The organism is Streptomyces sp. OR43, from assembly GCF_008042275.1.
Taxonomy (GTDB): domain Bacteria; phylum Actinomycetota; class Actinomycetes; order Streptomycetales; family Streptomycetaceae; genus Streptomyces.
In genome coordinates this window covers 1-18,743 of sequence record NZ_RDBK01000033.1, presented here as the reverse complement: position 1 = coordinate 18,743, position 18,743 = coordinate 1, and the positions used below count along the sequence as shown (strand labels likewise).

At 71.0% G+C, this 18,743-nt stretch carries 9 protein-coding genes and 3 pseudogenes; 10 read left to right on the top strand and 2 right to left on the bottom strand.

The genetic code is table 11. The features are described from left to right. A partial coding sequence (locus tag EAO72_RS16330; protein ID WP_187285088.1) for an ATP-binding protein occupies nucleotides 1–2,690 on the bottom strand: 2,690 nt, incomplete at its 3' end. Between the two features lie 204 nt (nucleotides 2,691–2,894). On the opposite strand from EAO72_RS16330, the gene EAO72_RS16325 reads away from it, so the two are divergent. The 10 genes and pseudogenes from EAO72_RS16325 to EAO72_RS16280 form a co-directional block, all read left to right on the top strand. After that, nucleotides 2,895–4,328, top strand: a complete 1,434-nt coding sequence (locus tag EAO72_RS16325) for an aldehyde dehydrogenase family protein (RefSeq protein ID WP_261991514.1) — start codon at nucleotides 2,895–2,897, stop codon at nucleotides 4,326–4,328. Nucleotides 4,329–4,542: 214 nt separating this feature from the next. Then, on the top strand, nucleotides 4,543–5,370 hold the full coding sequence (locus EAO72_RS16320) for a helix-turn-helix transcriptional regulator (protein ID WP_148018067.1): 828 nt from the start codon (nucleotides 4,543–4,545) through the stop codon (nucleotides 5,368–5,370). A 636-nt stretch (nucleotides 5,371–6,006) separates the two neighbouring features. Next, a complete protein-coding gene (locus tag EAO72_RS16315) occupies nucleotides 6,007–8,817 on the top strand; it encodes a helix-turn-helix transcriptional regulator (RefSeq protein WP_148018066.1) in 2,811 nt (936 codons plus the stop codon). 130 nt (nucleotides 8,818–8,947) lie between these two features. Further along, a complete protein-coding gene (locus tag EAO72_RS16310; RefSeq protein WP_148018065.1) occupies nucleotides 8,948–9,682 on the top strand; it encodes a sigma factor in 735 nt (244 codons plus the stop codon). Between the two features lie 345 nt (nucleotides 9,683–10,027). Next, a complete protein-coding gene (locus EAO72_RS16305; RefSeq protein ID WP_148018064.1) occupies nucleotides 10,028–10,756 on the top strand; it encodes an SDR family oxidoreductase in 729 nt (242 codons plus the stop codon). 491 nt (nucleotides 10,757–11,247) lie between these two features. After that, nucleotides 11,248–11,703, top strand: a complete 456-nt coding sequence (locus tag EAO72_RS16300; RefSeq protein WP_148018063.1) for a VOC family protein — start codon at nucleotides 11,248–11,250, stop codon at nucleotides 11,701–11,703. Between the two features lie 95 nt (nucleotides 11,704–11,798). After that, nucleotides 11,799–12,602 (top strand): SDR family oxidoreductase, encoded by an 804-nt coding sequence (locus tag EAO72_RS16295; protein ID WP_148018062.1) that lies wholly within the window; start codon nucleotides 11,799–11,801, stop codon nucleotides 12,600–12,602. Nucleotides 12,603–12,675: 73 nt separating this feature from the next. Next, nucleotides 12,676–12,972: a hypothetical protein gene (locus EAO72_RS16290; RefSeq protein ID WP_148018061.1), complete on the top strand. Its 297-nt coding sequence runs from the start codon at nucleotides 12,676–12,678 to the stop codon at nucleotides 12,970–12,972. A gap of 17 nt (nucleotides 12,973–12,989) precedes the next feature. Next, nucleotides 12,990–14,001: pseudogene (locus tag EAO72_RS16285) on the top strand (Dyp-type peroxidase). Between the two features lie 219 nt (nucleotides 14,002–14,220). Then, a pseudogene (locus EAO72_RS16280) lies at nucleotides 14,221–14,514 on the top strand (MFS transporter); the annotation flags it as partial. Here the strand turns inward: EAO72_RS16280 and EAO72_RS16275 are convergent. After that, a pseudogene (locus EAO72_RS16275) lies at nucleotides 14,508–18,743 on the bottom strand (type I polyketide synthase); the annotation flags it as partial. The pseudogenes EAO72_RS16280 and EAO72_RS16275 sit on opposite strands and share 7 nt — an antisense overlap.

Below are 18,743 nucleotides of genomic sequence, written 5' to 3'. Positions count from 1 at the left end.
ACCTTGCGTAGATGCCATTCCACGGTGTGAGGACTCAGGAACAACTGGGCGCCGATCTCGGAGTTGGTGAGCCCTTCCTTGGCGAGACGCGCGATTTGGCTCTCCTGCGTGGTGAGCGTGGCCACGGGGGCACCGCTGCGGCGGGCCACGGTCTCGCCCGCGGCCCGCAGTTCGTCGGCGGCGCGCTCGGCGAACGCGTGTGCACCGAACCGGGCGAAGGAGGCGTGTGCTGTCCGCAACTGGACACGGGCGTCGCCACGGCGGCCCTCACGCCGCAGCCACTCCCCGTACAGAAGGTGCGACCTGGCAGCCTCCATGGCGACCCGGGTACGTCCGAGTCGCTCGATCGATTCCTTATACAGGTCCTCTGCGCCGCCGCCGTGGCCCAGCAGGGCCCGGGAGCGCGTCTGGACACCCAGCGACCAGTCCGTGGCGGCCGCGTCCGTCTCCGGGACCAGCCGGGCCAGGGCCGCCTCGGCCTCGTCGAGGTGACCGCTGCGCACTCCGGCCTCCACCAGCTCCACCAGGGCCCAGTTCGCCGTGACGAGGTCATGCGCGTGCGCGCTCGCCAGGCGGGCGGCGTCCAGTGCCTCCTCGTGCCTCCCCAGACCGTTGAAGAGCACCGCCTGTGCCCGACGAGCCACGGCCACGCCGATTCCCTCGCCGCGGTCGAGCGCCTCCTGGCTGTTGGCCTTGATCAGCGGGACCGCTTCGCCCGGGAGCCCTTGCCACGCGGCCAGTGTCATCCTGCCGTACGGCGAGAAACTGCTGCCGATCGCCTCCTGGACCCGGTCCGTCTCCGCGATGAGCAGCTGTGCCGCTTCCAGTTCACCGGCGCAGATGTGGCTGACCACCCGCGAGTTGAGTGCCAGTGGCAGTTCGGTCAGCGCGCCGAGAGCGCGGGCGGTGCGCACATGGCGTGTGACCAGCTCCGTCCAGCCCTCGTAGTCCCACATCTCGGCCGCCATCGTCGAAGCCGGCCACGACCATCGCAGGATCTCGTCGGTGCCGGTCTCCCGGCGGAACGCGCGCACCGCGTCGCGGGAGGCGGGGACCGCGTCGCGGTACCCGGTCAGGAAGCGGGTGGCGAGGGCATCGAGCAGCAGATCGGAGGTGCGCGGTGGCCCCCCGTGCGGTGGCGACGTCTTCCGCGCGGCCGCCGCCACCGCACGCATGTCCGTGCCTGCAGTGAGGTGTCCGGAGAAGATGGCCGTTGACAGCGCGTCCAGGAAGGTCTCGCGGGCCAGGGCGGCATCGAGGGGGACCAGACGGCGCGCGGTGACCAGCAGCCGGGGGAGTGCATCGTCGACGCGATGGGAGGCGAGGGAAATCCGGGCGTCGACGAGGTCCGCGCGTGCATGGCCCAGTTCATCGAGAGCACCGCTGCGAGCCAGCTCCAGCAGGTCGCGGGCCGCGGCGGGCGCGCCGGCGCGGAGCTTCGCCTGAGCCGCCGCGAGGGCGCGCATCGCCTTGCGCCGCGGGTGAGGCGTCAGCACGGCCGCGTGCGCGAGGAACGCGGCGGCCGCGGCGGCGGCACCCCGGGCCGACGCCCGCCCGGCCGACGCCTCCAGTTCGGCGGCGATGGCCTCGTCCGGCCGGACCGTCGCCCGCGCGAGGTGCCAGGCGCGACGGTCCGGATCGAGCACCGGATCCGTCGCTTCGGCCAGTGCCCGGTGCACCTCCCGCAACTCCGCGAGTCCGGCCGACCGGTAGATCGCGGAGCGCAACAGCGGATGCTTGAACCGCACCAGCGCCCCCACATCGAGCAACCCTGCCGTTACCGCGGGGCCGGCGGCGTCCGGGTCGATGTCCAGCCGCTCTACGGCACTTCTGAGCAGCGACATGTCGCCGATCGGTTCGGCGGCCGCCGCCAGAAGCAATCGCTGGGTCATGGCCGGCAGCTCGCGGACCCGTGCGAGGTAGCTCCGCTCGATGCGGACCGCCACCCTTCCGGGACCCGGGCGGGCCGCACCCTCGGCGGGTTCGGCGTCCACATGCCCGTCGGTGAGTTCCAGCAGGGCCAGCGGATTACCGCGCGCTTCGGCGAGGATGCGCTCGCGGATCCGCTCGTCCATGGGCCCCTCAGCACCTGCGTCCAGCAGCGCGCGGGCGTCCGGGTCGTCCAACCCGTGCAGCGTCAGCTCGGGCAGGCCCGCCAGGTCGTCGCGGCCCCGCTGCTCACGGGAGGCGAAGACGAGCGCAAGGGGTTCGGCGAGCATCCTGCGCGCCACGAACGCCAGCGTCTGCGCGGAGACCCGGTCGAGCCACTGGGCGTCGTCCACGAGACAGAACAGCGGTTGACGGGCGGCCACGTCGGTCAGCAGCCCGAGCGTGGCCAGACCGACCAGGAACCTGTCCGGAGGCGGCCCCGTGCTCACACCGAACGCCGTGGCCAGCGCCGCCTTCTGCGGGGGCGGAAGGGAATCCGCGTGTCCGAGGAACGGCGCGCACAACTGGTGCAGTCCCGCGAACGGGAGCTCCATCTCCGATTCGGCACCCGCTCCACGGGCGACACGGTGCGTGCTGACGCGCTCCGCCAAGTGATCCAGGAGCGCGGACTTCCCTATCCCGGCGTCGCCGCGCAGAACCAGTACCGCACTGCGTCCGTCCTCCACCTCCGCGACCAGACCTTCGAACACGCCGTACTCACGGAGCCGGCCGCGCAGCCGCCCCGGACCTTCTCCACTCACGCTGCCGCCCGCACGCGGCGAGCATAACAACAGGGTTCGCGGCGGGGGCGATCGTGCGTGCTGCGGCCGGACGCAGGCGGCACGGGTCGGGCCGCGTCTGGAAAGCCGTACCACCGACAGCGTCCCGTCCTCGCCGGCCGTGACCTGGATCATGGGCATGGGAAGGCATGGATCCCGCGCGACGAGCGATGTTGGCTGGGCGGCATGAACGAGAACCTCACGATGCCGTTCCCGAACCCTTCCCACTGGATTGACGGCCGTGCCGTCACCGGCTCCGGATTGCTGATCGACGTGGTCAACCCCGCCGATGAATCGGTCATTGCCCAGTTGCACGAGGGCACGGCCGACGACGTGAACATGGCCGTGGACGCCGCGGTGGCCGCCTTCCCCGGGTGGGCGTCGACGTCCCCGCAGCACAGGGCGGATGTCATGCGGCGGCTGGCCGAAGGCCTGCGGAAGCACGGCGAGGAGCTGGCGGCCACCATCACTCTGGAGATGGGCGCCCCCATAGCCTTCTCCCGGCAGGCGCAGGTGGGTTTTCCTGTCGCTTCCACCCTGGCCGCGGTAGCGGCCTCCGAGCGGTTCGAGTGGACCGAGTCGGTCGAGAACTCCCTCGTCGTGCACGAGCCCGTCGGGGTGGTCGGAGCCATTACGCCGTGGAACTTCCCTCTGCAGCAACTGGTGACGAAGGTGGTCCCCGCGATGCTGGCGGGCAACAGCGTCGTCCTCAAGCCCTCGGAGATCTCTCCGCTCAGCGCCCGCATGTTCGCGGAGATCGCCACGGAGGCAGGAGTCCCGGACGGTGTGTTCAATGTGGTGCAGGGGACCGGCCCGGTCGTCGGTGAGGCTCTCTCGCGGCATCCGAAGATCGACATGATCTCGTTCACCGGGTCGACCCGCGCCGGCAGGAGCGTCTCCGTCGCGGCTTCCGGGACGGTGAAGCGGGTCGCGCTCGAACTCGGGGGCAAGGCGGCCCACATCATCCTGCCCGAGGCCGACCTCGACTCCGCCGTCACCCGCGGGCTGGCTTTCGCATGGGCCAACGGCGGTCAGGCGTGCGGTGCTTACGTGCGCATGCTCGTCCCCGAGGAGCTTCAGGCAGCCGTGGTCGACAGGCTGCGGACCGCCGCCCTGGACTACGTGGTCGGAGATCCCGCCTCCGAGGACACGAGGGTCGGCCCACTCGCCTCGGAGACGCAGCGCCGTCGCGTCGACGGCTACATCCGTCGCGGCATCGCCGACGGCGCCACACTGGTGGTGGGAGGGGCAGGCCGGCCCGAGGGTTTCGAGACCGGCGCCTACGTCAAGCCGACGATCTTCTCCGACGTCGCCTCCGAGTCGGTCATCGCCCAGGAAGAGATCTTCGGTCCCGTTCTCGTCGTCATCCCGTACACCGATGACGATCACGCCGTCGAGATCGCCAACGACACCATCTACGGACTCAACGCCGCGGTGACCGGCGACGAGGACCACGCCATGGCGATCGCGAGGCGCCTGCGCGTCGGTCAGGTCGACGTCAACGGTGGACAGCACAACTTCCAGGCACCGTTCGGCGGGTACAAGCAGTCCGGCAACGGCCGCGAGATGGGCCGTGCGGGACTTGAGGAGTTCCTGGAGACCAAGGCGATCACGCGCTGACGCACGGGCCGCCTGCCCCCGGTCGGCACACGGTCAGGTGGGAATGAGGTCGTCCCGGTGGGCGTTCACGTCTTCGGCCCACTGTGTCCGGCAGTGGACGTGGGAGCGGAGCGTGCGGCACACGTGTGTGCCGCCCCTCCCGCGGTCCCTTCCTGACGAGCGCGCATCGGCGCGCCCCGTCCGGGAGGGGACGGCTACGGGCGAAAGGACGACGATGGCGGATCGGGCGGCTCTGGCCGCGTTCCTGCGGGCACGCCGAGAGGCACTTCAACCCGAGGACGTCGGGTTGCCCCGGGGCCGCCGCAGGCGTACCCGGGGGCTTCGCCGCGAGGAGGTCGCGGTTCTCTGCGACATGTCGGTGGACTACTACACCAGACTCGAACAGCCGCGAGGCCCGCACCCCTCAGAACAGATGCTCGCCGCGATCGCCCGCGGACTGCGCCTGTCACCGGAGGAACGCGATCTCCTCTTCCGGCTCGCCGGTCACGCCCTGCCGCGCCGTGTGCGTCGTAGTGATCACGTGGATGCCGGGATGATGCGCATCCTGGACAGACTGCAGGACACCCCCGCCCAGGTGGTGAACCACCTGGGCGAGACGCTGCGACAGACGCGCCCGGCGGTTGCGCTGCTGGGCGACATGACGGCCTACACCGGGGCGGCACGCAGCTCCCACTACCGCTGGTTCACGGACCCCGCCGCCCGCCTCGTCCACCCCGAGAGCGATCACGCCGAGCAGAGCCGGCTCATGGTGGCCGACCTCCACAGCGCCTACTCCCGCGAGGGGGGCGACTCGGATGCCGCCGAGCTCGTGGCGGCGCTGAACAGGGAAAGTACGGAGTTCGCCGGCATTTGGCGCGAGCGGCCCGCACTGGTGCCGCACTGCACCACGAAGCGTTATCTGCACCCACAGGTCGGGATGCTGGAACTGGACTGCCAGACGCTCGTCGACCCCGACCGGTTTCAGCGCCTCGTGGTCTACACCGCGAGGCCGGGGACGGAAAGCCACACCGGTCTCCGGCTGCTTTCCCTCCTGCCGGTCTGACAGCGCGGGACCCGGGGCTGCCGCGATGAACGGAAGCCTCGGGTCAGGCCCGGCCGGACTCCTCGTGGGACGGACGGCACACGAGCGGAGCCGGGGTCCGGCCGGTTGCCGATGGCGACGACGCGGACGAAGTAGCCGCACCGCAGCGGTCCGTTGAACGAGGTGATGCACTCGCGCCCGGGCGGGCACCTGTGCGCCACGCACAGCAGCGCGACAGCGGTCCGCCACGGGGCGGGGTAGCGTGCATGTCACACTCTCCGCCCATAACAGTGGCAGGCATCGATGCACCACCGGGTGCCACGGTTGTGTGGCCGTCCTGCATCCTGTGCTGCGCGCACCGTCGCCGCGATCGCCCTCGACCGCCACACCCTCCGCCCGTGACGGGTGCCGGAAGGAGCGCGGCGCGTCGCTCTCCGAGTGAGGCCGACCGGTTCACGGAGAGCCGGAGGCGATGCCGCGGGCCGACCGGATGGCGGACGCGTCTGTGACAGCCTTCGAGCAATCTCACATGTGGAGTGTGTCACAAGGTATTGACGCACGGTGTGAACTCTGCTGCGGGTATGTTGACGGAGATCGTTCCCCACCATCGTTCACGGGAGCTCGCCATCCCCGGATCCACCTGAGGAGCCACGTCGTATGATCGCCAGCTTGCTTCCGGACCTGGTCGGCCGGCACCGCGAGTGCGCCGCACTCGACGGCCTGTTGGCAGGCCTGACCGAGGGCGGGTCCGGGGTGCTGGTGATCCGCGGCGAAGCCGGCATTGGGAAGTCGGTCCTCCTGGAGTACCTGGCCGAGCGGGCGTCGCGGACGGACGTGACCCGGGCGCAGGGCATCGAGGCCGACATGGAACTGCCCTACGCCAGCCTGCATCAATTGTGCGCGCCGTTCCTTCAGGAGATCGGCGACCTGCCGGGGCCGCAACGCGACGCCCTGCGTGTGGCGTTCGGCATGGCGGCCGGAGATCCGCCGGATCGCTTCCTGGTCGGCCTCGCCGTGCTCACCCTGCTCACCAGGGTCTCCGAGGCCCGCCCGCTTCTCGTCCTGGTCGATGACTCGCAATGGCTGGACCAAGTCTCCCTGCAGACGCTGGAGTTCGTGGCGCGAAGGCTCCTTGCCGAGGCGATCGCCATAGTGTTCGCGGTGCGTGACCCCGAGGGACAGGGCACCCTCACCGATCTGCCGGTGCTGCAGATCGGCGGTCTCGGCGCCACCGCCGCGGCCGAGCTCTTGGAGACCGCTGTCAGCGGGCGGCTGGACAAGCGGGTCCGGGAGCGGTTCCTGGCCGAGATGCACGGCAACCCGCTCGCGCTCCTCGAGTTCTCCCGGGGTCGCAGCGCCGCCGAACTGGCCTACGGGCTGGACTCGTCCGGTCCGCCAACCGTCCACGGCCCGGTCGTCGGCCGGGTCGAACGGGACTTCGCCAGCCGGCTCAGGTCGCTTCCCGACGCGACACGGACGCTGTTGCTGATCGCCGCGGCCGAACCGGTCGGCGACGCAAGTCTGTTGGCCCGTGCGGCCACCACGCTGCGGATCGCGCCCCACGCCGCCCCGGCCAAGGCCGCCGGCCTGATCGAGTTCGGCGAGTCCGTCCGGTTCAGGCATCCGCTGGTCCGCTCGGCGGTCTACCACGGAGCCGCACCCGAGGAACGCAGAGCGGCACACCGGGCTCTTGCGGAAGCCACGGATCCGGTCCTCGATCCCGACCGGCGTGCCTGGCACGCCGGGCAGGCCGCAGAGGGTCCGGACGAGGAGGTCGCGGCAGGGCTGGAACGCGCGGCTGAGCGCGCACGGCAGCGCGGCGGCATCGCGGCCGAGGCGGTACTCCTGGAACGTGCCGTCGAGGTGACACCCGACCGCCGTCCACGAGGGCGCCGGGCCCTGGCGGCGGCAGAGGCGCACTTCTCGGCCGCGGCGCCCGATCGGGCCACGGAGCTCGCGACGGTGGCCGAGCTGTGCCCCCTGAACACGCTGGACCGCGCCCGACTGGCTCGCCTGCGTGCCAGGATCCTCTTCGCGCGAAGCCGCAGCGACGAAGCGGCGCCTCTGCTCCTCGACGCCGCGGCGCAGTTCACCGCCGCAGGCTCGCCACTGGCGCGGGAGACGTACTTGGAGGCGATCAGCGCGACCATCTTCGCGGGCCGTGTGCACGGTCCGACCGGCGCCCGGGCCGCCGCCATCGCGGCCCGCGGGTCGGGCGCGCCCCCCTCCGGCTCCACCGCGGCCGACATGCTCCTGGAGGGCGTGGCCGCGCTCCTCACGGACGGATACGAAACCGGCGTGCCCGCGCTGCGCGCAGCGCTGGAACTGCTGGCCTCCGAGGAGCTCCCCACCCGGGAGGCGACCATGCGCTGGCTCCTGCTGGTCCCGGTCGCACTGGAGGCGTTCATCCACTACGCCTGGGACCTGCACGCCTGGGACACCCTGTCGAGTCGGGCGGTGCGTCTGGCCCGCGACATAGGAGCGCTCGGCGCACTGCCGCCGGCCCTCATCTACGCCGGCGGGGTGCACATCCACTACGGCGACTTCGCCGAAGCAGCCAGGATGATCGACGAGGCCGACGCGCTCGCCGCCGCGACCGGCCACGCGCCGCATACGTACGCCGCCCTGGTCCTGGCCGCGTGGCGTGGCGAGGCGGACGTCGCCGCCGGGATCGTCGAGGAGGCCAGACGCAGGGCCGACCAGCGGGGTGAGGTGTCGCTGCTGGGTGCCATGGGCTACATCCAGGGAGTGCTGTACAACGGTCTGGCCCGCTACGAGGAGGCGTTGGAGGCCGCCCGCACCGGCATCGAGCACGACGGGTTCAACTTCGCCGGTCTGTCGCTGGTCGAACACGTCGAGGCCGCCACCCGTTGCGGCGAGCTGGACCAGGCCAGGGCCTCACTCGACCGGTTGGTCGCACTCACCCGGGCCACCGACTCCGGCTGGGCCCGTGGTGCCAGGGCTCGCAGTCAGGCCCTCCTCGCCGACGGCGAGGAGCCCGATCGGCTGTACCGGCTTGCGATCACCGAGTTCGGGCGCGGCGGCGTAACCGTGGAGGTGGCGCGTACCCACCTGTTGTACGGCGAGTGGCTGCGCCGTGCCCACCGCCGGTCGCTGGCCCGCGAGCAGCTGCGTACGGCTCACAAGATGTTCGACGGGATGCGGGCGCAGGCATTCGCCGAACGAGCCCGCCGCGAGCTGCTCGCCACCGGTGAGCACGTCAGCGTGCGGGAGGCCAAGCCGACGAGCGTGCTCACCCCCCAGGAGTCACAGGTCGCCACGCTCGCCGCCGACGGCATGACGAACGCCAAGATCGGCGCGGAGCTGTTCATCAGCCCGCACACGGTGGAATGGCACCTGCGCAAGGTGTTCACCAAGCTCGGGATCAACTCGCGTCGGGCCCTGCCGGGTGCCCTCGCGGGGCCGCCAGCGGACTCCGGCGACGAGGGCATGGCGCGGATGGGCTGAGGGTCCGTAGGGCCCCTGACTCCGTAGCCTACGGACCCGACCACGGACTCCAAGGGCGCGGCAAGGGGGGCCGTGGACGGAGGGTGGAACCATCGCCCGCAAGGGCGTTCGTTCACCCAGAGGAGCCCTGATGTCCGTGTCCAGTCCGGAGACCACCACACACCCCGGCCCGTCGGCAGCCCGTCCCGCCGAGGGCGACCTGGACACCGCTCTGGACGTCTTCCTGGTCCAGCGGAATCGGCTCTTCGGCATCGCCCGCCGGATCGTCGGCGATGCCTCGGGAGCCGAGGACGTGGTCCAGGACGTGTGGGTGCGCTGGCAGCTCACCGATCGTGCGGGGATCAGGAATCCGTCCGCGTTCCTGGCCACGGCCACCACCCGTCTGGCGATCAACGTCATCCAGTCGGGGCGCCGACGCCACGAGACGCCGTCCGAACCACACCTGGCCGACATCGGAGACCGTGCCGCCGCCGACCCCGTGGTGTGTGCTGAGCGAGCGGCGGCGATCGAGTCGGCCCTGGCCATGCTCATGGCCAGACTGACGCCGGACCGGCTGGCCGCCTACGTCCTGCGCAAGGGCTTCGACTACACCTACGAGGACCTCGCCAAGCTGCTTCGGATCAGCGCCCCGAACGCACGCGTGGTGGTCCACCGGGCCCAGGCCCGTCTCGACAGCGAACGGGAGCGGCCGATCCCCACCGAGACCCACCGTCGCCTCGTCGATGCGTTCCGGACCGCGGCCGACACCGGCGACCTGGAAGCTCTCGTAGGTCTGCTCGTCCCGGAGAACCGTGTAAGCCGTCTGACCCCCGTACGCCGCAGACCGGCCCGGCCGGTGCACCTCCGGGCGCGCCAGGCCGCGTGACGCGCCTGCGGTTCGTCCGCCGCGCCCTCGCGCCATGCCGGGAGACCGCACATCTCATCGATCGACAGCATCGGGATCGAGCTCACCGCCGTCGCACCGTCAGCGCGCCGTGAGAGGCTGCGGCCGTCTCAGCCCCGGCAGCAGCCGCGCCTCGTGCCCTGCCCGCCGTGGAAGGCATGGACCCGCCGGTGGTGTCCCCGAGACGCGTGTCGCACGGCTTGTCACAAACGCGCGAGGCGTTCGGTCAGCAATATGTTCTGGAACGGGCGCGCGGCAGCCGAGCGTGCCGGCACCCCACCAGACGATATGTCCGAGCGTGCATCGAATGTTGAGAGAAGGAGCGCCATGAAGATCGCAGTCATCGGCGGAACCGGACTGATCGGTTCGCAGGTCGTGCGCAATCTGAATTCCTCCGGACACGAGGCGGTACCGCACTCACTGTCCACCGGAGTGGACGTCATCACCGGCCAAGGGATCGAACAGGCGGTCGAGGGTGCCGACGTCGTCGTCAACCTGACCAACTCGCCGACGTTCGACGAGGCCTCACCGGCCTTCTTCCGGACCTCGATGGACAACCTGCTGGACGCCTCCCAGAGGGGCGGCGTCGGTCACTTCGTCATCCTCTCGATCGTCGGGGTGGACCAGGTGCCGCAGCTCGACTACTACCGTGCCAAGGTCCTCCAGGAGGACCTGCTGAAGGCCGGTCCCGTCCCGTACTCGATCGTCCGGGCCACGCAGTTCATGGAGTTCATTGACGCCGTTCTCTCCTGGACCGCCGACGCCGAGGCAGTCCGGCTGCCGGCCACACCGATCCAGCCGATCGCTGCCAGGGACGTGGCCGCGGCTGTGGCGGAGGTCGCCGTCGGCGCACCCCTCAACGGCATCCGCAACATTGGTGGCCCCGAGGTGTTCGCCCTCGACGAGCTCGGCCGCGTCACCCTGTCCCACCAGGGTGACGACCGCCCCGTGGTCACGGACCCCACGGCCGGTATGTTCGCGGCCGTCGAGGGAGAGGTCCTCACGGACCGCAACGCTCACCTCGCCGCCACTCGCTACACGGACTGGCTGGCCTGACGGAGCCCTCCGCACTGACGAGCGGCCGGCCATGGCGTTTCCGGCTGTCGTGAGGCTTGGCCGCCCCGAGAACGCGGTCGCTCGGCGGCCGGCGTGTGCGGCCCCAGGGGCGCCGCGTGACGGGGGCGACCGCGTGTTCCGGATCCTGCCGCCGTCGCCCTCTCCGGTGTGTGGTGAAACCCACTGTCCGGACGCGTATGGGCGGCGTCGAGCGAAAGGTGATATCCGTACGCCGGTTCTTCGGCTTCCGCCCGTACGCCGGCATGACCGCCGACGACACACGCCCCAGGTGTATTGCCCTGCACCCCGGTCAGTCCGTGCCGTCGGCCACGGCACCGCGGCTTGTCACCGGTGTCACGGATCGGCTCCCTGCCCGGTCAGACGTGGTGGGCCCCCGCCGGTGCCGGCGCCGCACCGATACAGGTGCCCAGGGCCGGTCTTCCGGATCGGGTCCGGTACACGGCTCGGGCTCACGAAGGGACGACGGCACGATGACACCACAGGCGAAGCTGCCCGCACCACAACAAGGCCTTCTGCTCACACACTTCCTGACGGTGCGTGACGTGGCCGTGAGTCGTCGCTTCTACGCGGACGTCTTCGGCGGAGAAGTGGTCATGGCGGAGAACCCGGCGATGGTCAAGATCGCCAACAGCTGGATCATCATGAACCCCGGCGGAGGGCCCACCGCGGACAAGCCGGGGGTCACACTGGAGGCGCCCCGAAGCGGTGAACCCGTTTCGAGCTTCCTCAACGTGCGTGTGGCCGACATCTCCGCCTTCCACGCCCACGCGGTCGCCGTAGGGGCCGACTTCCTCACGCCGCCCGTCGACCGCGGGTCCGAGCTGCGCTGCTATCTGCGGGACCCCGACGGCTACCTGGTCGAGGTGGGCCAGTCCACCGGTCTGCTGGTGGGGACGCACGCGGAGGCGTCCGCGGTATCCAGTTGATGTCCGGGCACGCAGCGGGTTCCGCAGGAATGACCGCGCCAAGCCGGCACACGCCGCCGTCCGCACGGGCCGATCAACGAAAGAGGGGTTCCGGAATGAAGGTCGCCGTGTGGGACGACGGCGGGCAGATCGGGGCCGAGACCGCCCTCCAGGTCAGGGATCACGGCCACGAGGTCGAGCTGCTCTCCGCGCCACGAGGTCTTGACCCGTTCACGCAGCTGGAGATCACAGAGGCGTTGCGCGGCTGCTCGGTGGTGATCGATCTCCTGTGCCGGCCGTCCTCAGCCGTCGGAACCCTCACCGAGGACCACGGGTTCCTCGTCGACGAGGAAGCCCTCGCCGACTCGTGGACCCGCTCCACTCGCAGACTGTTCCAGGCTGAGGCAACGGCTGGTGTCACGTACCACGTCGCTCTGTCCGTGGCAGGGCTGGACCGCATAGCGAACAGAGGGGTCTTCCGAGCCCTCAAAGCCCGGGAGGCGATGATCCAGCGTTCCAGGCTCCCTCATTTCATCCTCCGCTCCACGCAGATGTTCGAGTCGGCGGAGGAGATAGCAACGGCGGGCACGGAGGACTGGATCGTATGGGTGCCACCGGTCGAAGTGCGTCCCGTAGCCCTGAAGGACGTGGCCGTGCTGCTCGCGCACACCGCTGTGTCCCGGCCCAGGACCGGTGTCCACGAGATGGCCGGCCCGGAGCAGCTCGGGCTGGACGCCTTCGTAGGTGCCGCCCTCACGGCGAACGCGGAGTACAGACGTGTGTTCACGGATGCCCGCAGCCCGTTCTTCGGCGCACGTCTGGGACCGACCGATCTCCTTCCCGAAGCGGACGCGTTCATCGCGCGGACGAGTTATGAGGAATGGCTCGCCGGCCGGCCCTCACCCGAGACCAGTTCCTGACGCCGGGTGGCCCACGAGCCGAAGGCGGCTTGCGGAGCGACGTACCCTCCCACGGCATGAAAGAGACCCGCTGATGACACGTCTGCATATATCCATGCTCGGAGCGGTCCGTGAACTGGAGGCGGCGGAGCTTCCCTCCGTCGGCTCGGTCCTCACCGGCCGACCGCTGCGCCGGTTCGACCGGACCGTGGAGTGGGTCGTCGCGCACGGCCAGGTCCTGACCTCGCTCATCGAGGAGCTGCACCTGCGAGGGATGCTGAGCGAGAGCGCCCTCCGCACGCTCGGCGCCGCAGCCGTCCCGCGCCCGTCGACACCCCGGGAGGAGCGTGAGCTGTGCCGCACGGAGCGTCTGAGCGCCTACTGGCACTGAGGTCGTCCGCCGAGAACATGGCCGCCGAGGAGGAGCACGGCACGCCCGGAACCCTCACGGACCCGGTCCCGAAGATGGTTCTCGCGCCGCTGACCGGCGCGGCCGTCTTCCTGGTCGTCACGATCGACGGCGGCGGCGAGAAAGCCGTGCGAGAGCTGTTGCCCGACCTCGGTTCGCTGGAGCGCGCCGTCGGCTTCCGGGCCCTGCCCGACGGCGGACTGAGCTGTGTGACCGGCATCGGCTCGCAGGCATGGGACCGTCTGTTCTCCGGTCCGCGCCCGGCCCGGCTGCATCCCTTCGAGGCCCTGCACGGGGCTGTGCACCGAGCAGTCACCACCCCCGGGGACCTGCTGTTCCACATCCGTGCCTCTCGGCTGGATCTGTGTTTCGCGCTGACCACGGAGATCATGAACCGTCTGCGCGGAGCCGTCACCGTCCAGGACGAGGTGCACGGTTTCAAGTACTTCGACGAACGGGACCTGCTCGGATTCGTCGACGGTACCGAGAACCCGACGGGCGACGCGGCGCGGACCGCGGTGCTGGTCGGTGGGGAGGATCCCGCGTTCGGGGGCGGCAGCTACGCCGTCGTGCAGAAGTATCTGCACGACCTCGACGCCTGGGAGGCCCTCTCGGTCGAAGCGCAGGAGAGCGCCGTGGGCCGCCGCAAGATCTCCAACGTGGAACTCGCGGACGACGCGAAGCCCGCGGACTCACATGTCGCTCTCACCACAGTCACCGACGCGGCCGGCAACGAGCGCGAGATCCTCCGTGACAACATGCCGTTCGGAGCCGCGGGCCGCGGGGAGGTCGGTACGTACTTCATTGGCTACGCGCGCAGCCCCGAGGTCACCGAGACGATGCTGAAACGGATGTTCCTGGGCACGGAGAGGGCACCGTACGACCGCATTCTCGACTTCTCCACGCCGGTTGACGGGCTGCTTGTTCTTCACGCCCACAACGGACTTCCTGGAGGACCCGCCGGGACCGCCGACCGCGCAGGATCCCCCCGGCAGGACCCCGCCGCGGTGAACGCGTCCGGTGCGCCGGGCGTGCAGGGTGCAGGGGCGAGGTGTCGGCCGCAGGGCGCTCCGCCCGGCTGGGAAGGCGCGGCCCCACGTCACAACAGTGGGACGAAGGCTGTCTTCAAGCACATACGGCAGTTTTCGTGCCGCTTTTCCCGAAGGTACCTGGAACGGTGCAGGGGAGAGCGGCGTCCCGGCGGCATCGCCGGCACCCCGAGGAGTTCACGTGACCAGCACATCGCAGGGACCAGAGTCCGGAGCCCGGGCGGCCCATCCGGAACACATCGGCCATGTCATCTTCATCACGGCTGCTGCTGCGATGGGTGGCTTCCTCTTCGGCTACGACAGTTCCGTCATCAACGGCGCCGTCGAAGCGATCCGCGACCGGTACGACATCGGTTCCGGAACGCTCGCCCAGGTCATCGCCATCGCCCTGATCGGCTGTGCGATCGGCGCCGCCACGGCGGGCCGGATCGCGGACCGCATCGGGCGCATCCGCTGCATGCAGATCGCCTGGGTGTAGCGGGTTTCGTTGAGCAGCTCAGCTTCGGGGGTGCCTGGGGCGGCGAACATGATGTCGCGCAGGGGGTGTTCGAGGTGGGGGTCGAGTGCGTCGCAGGCGTCGTCGAGTGCGGCGGCGTACGGCGGGTGAGCCTCATAGAGTGTCTGGCCCATTTGGGGGCGTTGGCTGCCCTGGCCGGTGAAGAGGTAGGCGATGCGGGGTGTGGGTGCGGCGGTGCCGCGTACGAGTGCGGGGTGTTCCTGGTCGGTGGCGAGTGCGGTCAGGGCGTCGAGGGCCTGGTCCCGGTCACCCGCCAACACCACCCCACGGTGCTCAAGGGCCGCGCGTCCGGTCGCCAGGGTGCGGCTGATCGCCACCGCCGAGTCCGGGCGTTCCCGTACGAAGGTGGCGAGGCGTGCCGCCTGGCTGCGCAGGGCGGCCGGGCTGTGCGCGGACAGCGGCCACAGCACGGGTGTGCTGTCGTCGGTGTCGGGAGCGGATTCCTGTAGCTCGGGTGCCTGTTCCAGGATGACGTGGGCATTGGTTCCGCTGATCCCGAAGGACGACACGGCGGCCCGGCGCGGCCGGTCATGGTCGGGCCAGTCGGTCTCCTGCGTCAGAAGCCTGACGGCCCCCGCCTCCCAGTCGATGTGCGGGGACGGGGTGTCCACGTGCAGGGTGCGGGGGAGTACGCCGTGGCGCATGGCCTCGACCATCTTGATGATGCCGCCCACCCCGGCCGCCGCCTGGGCGTGCCCGATGTTCGACTTCAGTGAACCGAGCAGCAGCGGCTCGTCGTTCTGCCGTTCCTGTCCGTAGGTGGCAAGGAGGGCCTGGGCCTCGATGGGGTCGCCGAGCTTTGTACCCGTCCCGTGCGCCTCGACCGCGTCGACCTCCGATGCCCGCAGGCCCGCACCGGCCAGGGCCTGGCGGATGACGCGCTCCTGGGAGGGGCCGTTGGGCGCGGTGAGGCCGTTGCTCGCACCGTCCTGGTTGACGGCGGAGCCGCGTACGACCGCGAGCACCTGATGACCGTTGCGCCGGGCGTCGGACAGCCGCTCCACGAGCAGCAGCCCCACCCCCTCCGACCACCCGGTGCCGTCGGCCGAGGCGGAGAAGGACTTGCACCGGCCGTCGGGGGACAGCCCTCGCTGCCGGCTGAACTCGACGAACGTGTCGGGGCGGGCCATCACGGTGACGCCGCCGGCGAGTGCCAGGTCGCATTCGCCCTGCCGCAGCGCCTGGGCGGCCAGATGCAGGGCGACCAGGGACGAGGAGCACGCCGTGTCCACGGTCACCGCGGGCCCTTCGAGACCGAAGGTGTAGGCGACCCGCCCCGAGATCACGCTCGATGTGTTGCCCGTGAGGAGATAGCCCTCCAGATCCTGCGGGGCCTTGAGCAACCTCGACCCGTAGTCGTTGTACATGACCCCGGCGAAGACCCCCGTTCGGCTGCCCCGCACGGTGCCGGGGTCGATTCCGGCCCGCTCGAACGTCTCCCACGCGGTTTCCAGTAGCAGCCGCTGCTGCGGATCGGCCGCAAGGGCCTCGCGCGGGCTGATCCCGAAGAACTCGGCGTCGAACTCCCCTGCCCCGTACAGGAATCCGCCTTGGCGGGAGTAGGAGGTACCGAGGTGGTCCGGGTCCGGGTCATAGAGGTTCGCCAGGTCCCAGCTCCGGTCGGTGGGGAAGCCTCCGATGGCGTCCTGCGCCGATGCGACGAGGTCCCACAGGTCGTCGGGCGACGACACGCCGCCCGGGTAGCGGCAGGCCATGCCGACGATCACGATGGGATCGTCCTGGTCGGTGGGCCGCGCTCCGGTGATGAGGGCGCCGGGAGCCGCGGCGGGGCCCCCGGGCAGCAGGGTCAGCACATGGGCGGCCAGGGACCGGGGGGTGGGATGGTCGAAGACGGCCGTGGTGGAGATCCGCAGACCGGTGGCCGTGGCCAGCCGGTTCCGCAGATCGACACCCGCGAGGGAGTCGAAGCCCAGATCCCGGAAGGCGCGGGAGTCGTCCAGTGTCTCCGAGGTGGCGTGACCGAGGACGGTGGCCGCGGTCGTCCGTACCAATTCAGCGACCGTACGCTGCCGTTCCTCCTCCGGCAGCCCGGCGGTGCGGGTCGCCCACGAGCCGGCTCCGGCGGCATCGGCCGGCGCTGCCGAGGCGCGCGGACGCCGTGTACGGACCAGCCCACGCAGCACGGAAGGCAGAACCCCCTGCTCCGCCCTCGCCCGCAGAGCATTCGCGTCGGTCCGTACGAGGACCGGTGCCGGGTCCTCGCCGACAACGGCCGCATCCAGCAGCGCGAGGCCGTCGGTGACGGAGAGCGGGGTGAGCCCCGACCGCTGCCAGCGGGCCAGCTCGGTGGCCCCGAGGCCACCGCTCATCCCGTCGGGCACGTCCCAGAGTCCCCAGGCGAGTGAGGTGGCGGGGAGGCCCAGGGCGTGGCGATGCTGTGCGAGGCCATCCAAGTAGGCGTTGGCGGCAGCGTAGTTCGCCTGTCCGGAGTTGCCGGTGACCCCGACGATCGACGAGAACAGCACGAAGTCGTCCAACTCGGCATCGGCCGTCAGCTCGTGCAGGTGCGAGGCCGCATCGGCCTTCGTACGGAGCACGGCTTCCAGCCGGCCCGGAGTGAGGCTCCCGATCGTCACGTCGTCCAGTACGCCCGCCAGATGGAAGACCGCCCCGAGGGGCTGCGCGGAAGAGATCGAGGCGAGAGCCCCGGCCAGGTCCTCGCGCGAGGACACGTCCCCCTGGGCGAACCGCACCTCGGCCCCGGCCTCGGCGAGCTCGGCGGCCAATGCTGCCGCACCTTCGGCGTGTTCACCGCTGCGGCTCAGAAGCAGCAGCTGCCGGGCTCCGTGCCGGGCCACGAGATGCCGGGCCACGAGTCGGCCGAGACCACCGGTGCCGCCGGTGATCAGGACCGTGCGACGGCCGTAGTCGCGGCCTTCGGGAGCGGACTCTGCGGTGTGCCCCCGGGTGACCCGGGGTGCGAGCAAGGCGGTCTCACGCAGGGCGAGTTGGGGTTCACCGAGCGATGCGGACGAGAGCGCCGCGAGATCCGGGGTGTCCCCGTCGACATCCACCAGGGCGAACCGGCCGGGGTGCTCCGACTGCGCCGACCGGACCAGCCCCCAAACGGCGGCCGACCATGGATCGGGAACAGCGTCGCCCGCCACGGCCGCCACCGCACCACGCGTGAGGACCAGCAGCCGCGCATCGGCGAAGCGGTCCTGCTCCAGCCACTCCCGTACCAGCTCCAGGGTGTGCCCGGCCGCGCCGCGTCCCGGCGGAACGCTCACGGCGACGACATCGGGCACGGCCGCGTCCGGCGCGAGATCCCCGAGCGCGGTGACATGGAGGGTCTGCGCCCGGGCCGGGGTGTCGTGGGCGACGGGTACCCAGTCGATGCGGTGGGGCGTGGGCGTGCGGCCACCGGGTGCGCTGAGGGCCGACGCCTCGACGGGCAGCAGAGCGAGCGACTCGGCCGACAGAACCAGATGGCCGGCCGGGTCGGTGACCGTGAGCCGTCCCGACGACCAGCGGGCGCGCACGGTGGTGGCGCCGGTGCTGAAGAGTTCGATGCCCGACCAGGCGAAGGGCACGGGCAGACCGGCACCCTCCTGCGCCTCCCGTCCGACCAGCGGATGCAGGGCCGCGTCGAGCAGCGCCGGGTGGACCGGGAAATCCGCCGCCTGATCCAGCAGCTCGTCCGGGAGCGTGAGTTCGGCGACGAGGTCGTCGCCGTCGCTCCATACGGCCCGTACGGCGCGGAAGCTGGGCCCGTAGGCATAACCGAGTCGGTCGAGCCGCGCGTACAGGGCTTCGACATCGAGAGGCTCGGCGCCGCGCGGCGGCCAGGCGGCGTCCGCCGCGGCCGGCCGGCCGGCCGCGGCCGGAGTCAGGGTGCCCGTGGCGTGCCGGGTCCAGTCGCTCGCCGGGTCCGGGCGTGTGTGGATGCTGAGGGAACGGTCGCCTTCCGCGTCGCCCGGACCGACGGCCAGTTGGAGGAGCAGGGAACCGGTCGCGGGGAGTGTCAGGGGAGACTCCAGCGTCAGTTCCGCCACCCGAGGCGCGTCCACGGCCTCGCCGACGGCGAGCGCGAGGTCCACGAAGGCGGTTCCGGGCAGAAGCGTGCGGCCGAGGATCTCGTGGTCCGCGAGCCAGGGGTGGGCGTCCTGCGACAGTCGGCCGCTGAACACCGAACCGCCCTGTTCCGCGAGTTCACCCGCCGCGCC

Excerpts from the sequence above, each read along its gene's own strand:
- EAO72_RS16320 (WP_148018067.1), top strand. The coding sequence starts at position 4,543 with ATGGCGGATCGGGCGGCTCTGGCCGCGTTCCTGCGGGCACGCCGAGAG.
- EAO72_RS16300 (WP_148018063.1), top strand. The coding sequence starts at position 11,248 with ATGACACCACAGGCGAAGCTGCCCGCACCACAACAAGGCCTTCTGCTC.
- EAO72_RS16325 (WP_261991514.1), top strand. The coding sequence starts at position 2,895 with ATGAACGAGAACCTCACGATGCCGTTCCCGAACCCTTCCCACTGGATT.
- EAO72_RS16315 (WP_148018066.1), top strand. The coding sequence starts at position 6,007 with ATGATCGCCAGCTTGCTTCCGGACCTGGTCGGCCGGCACCGCGAGTGC.
- EAO72_RS16305 (WP_148018064.1), top strand. The coding sequence starts at position 10,028 with ATGAAGATCGCAGTCATCGGCGGAACCGGACTGATCGGTTCGCAGGTC.
- EAO72_RS16290 (WP_148018061.1), top strand. The coding sequence starts at position 12,676 with ATGACACGTCTGCATATATCCATGCTCGGAGCGGTCCGTGAACTGGAG.
- EAO72_RS16295 (WP_148018062.1), top strand. The coding sequence starts at position 11,799 with ATGAAGGTCGCCGTGTGGGACGACGGCGGGCAGATCGGGGCCGAGACC.
- EAO72_RS16310 (WP_148018065.1), top strand. The coding sequence starts at position 8,948 with ATGTCCGTGTCCAGTCCGGAGACCACCACACACCCCGGCCCGTCGGCA.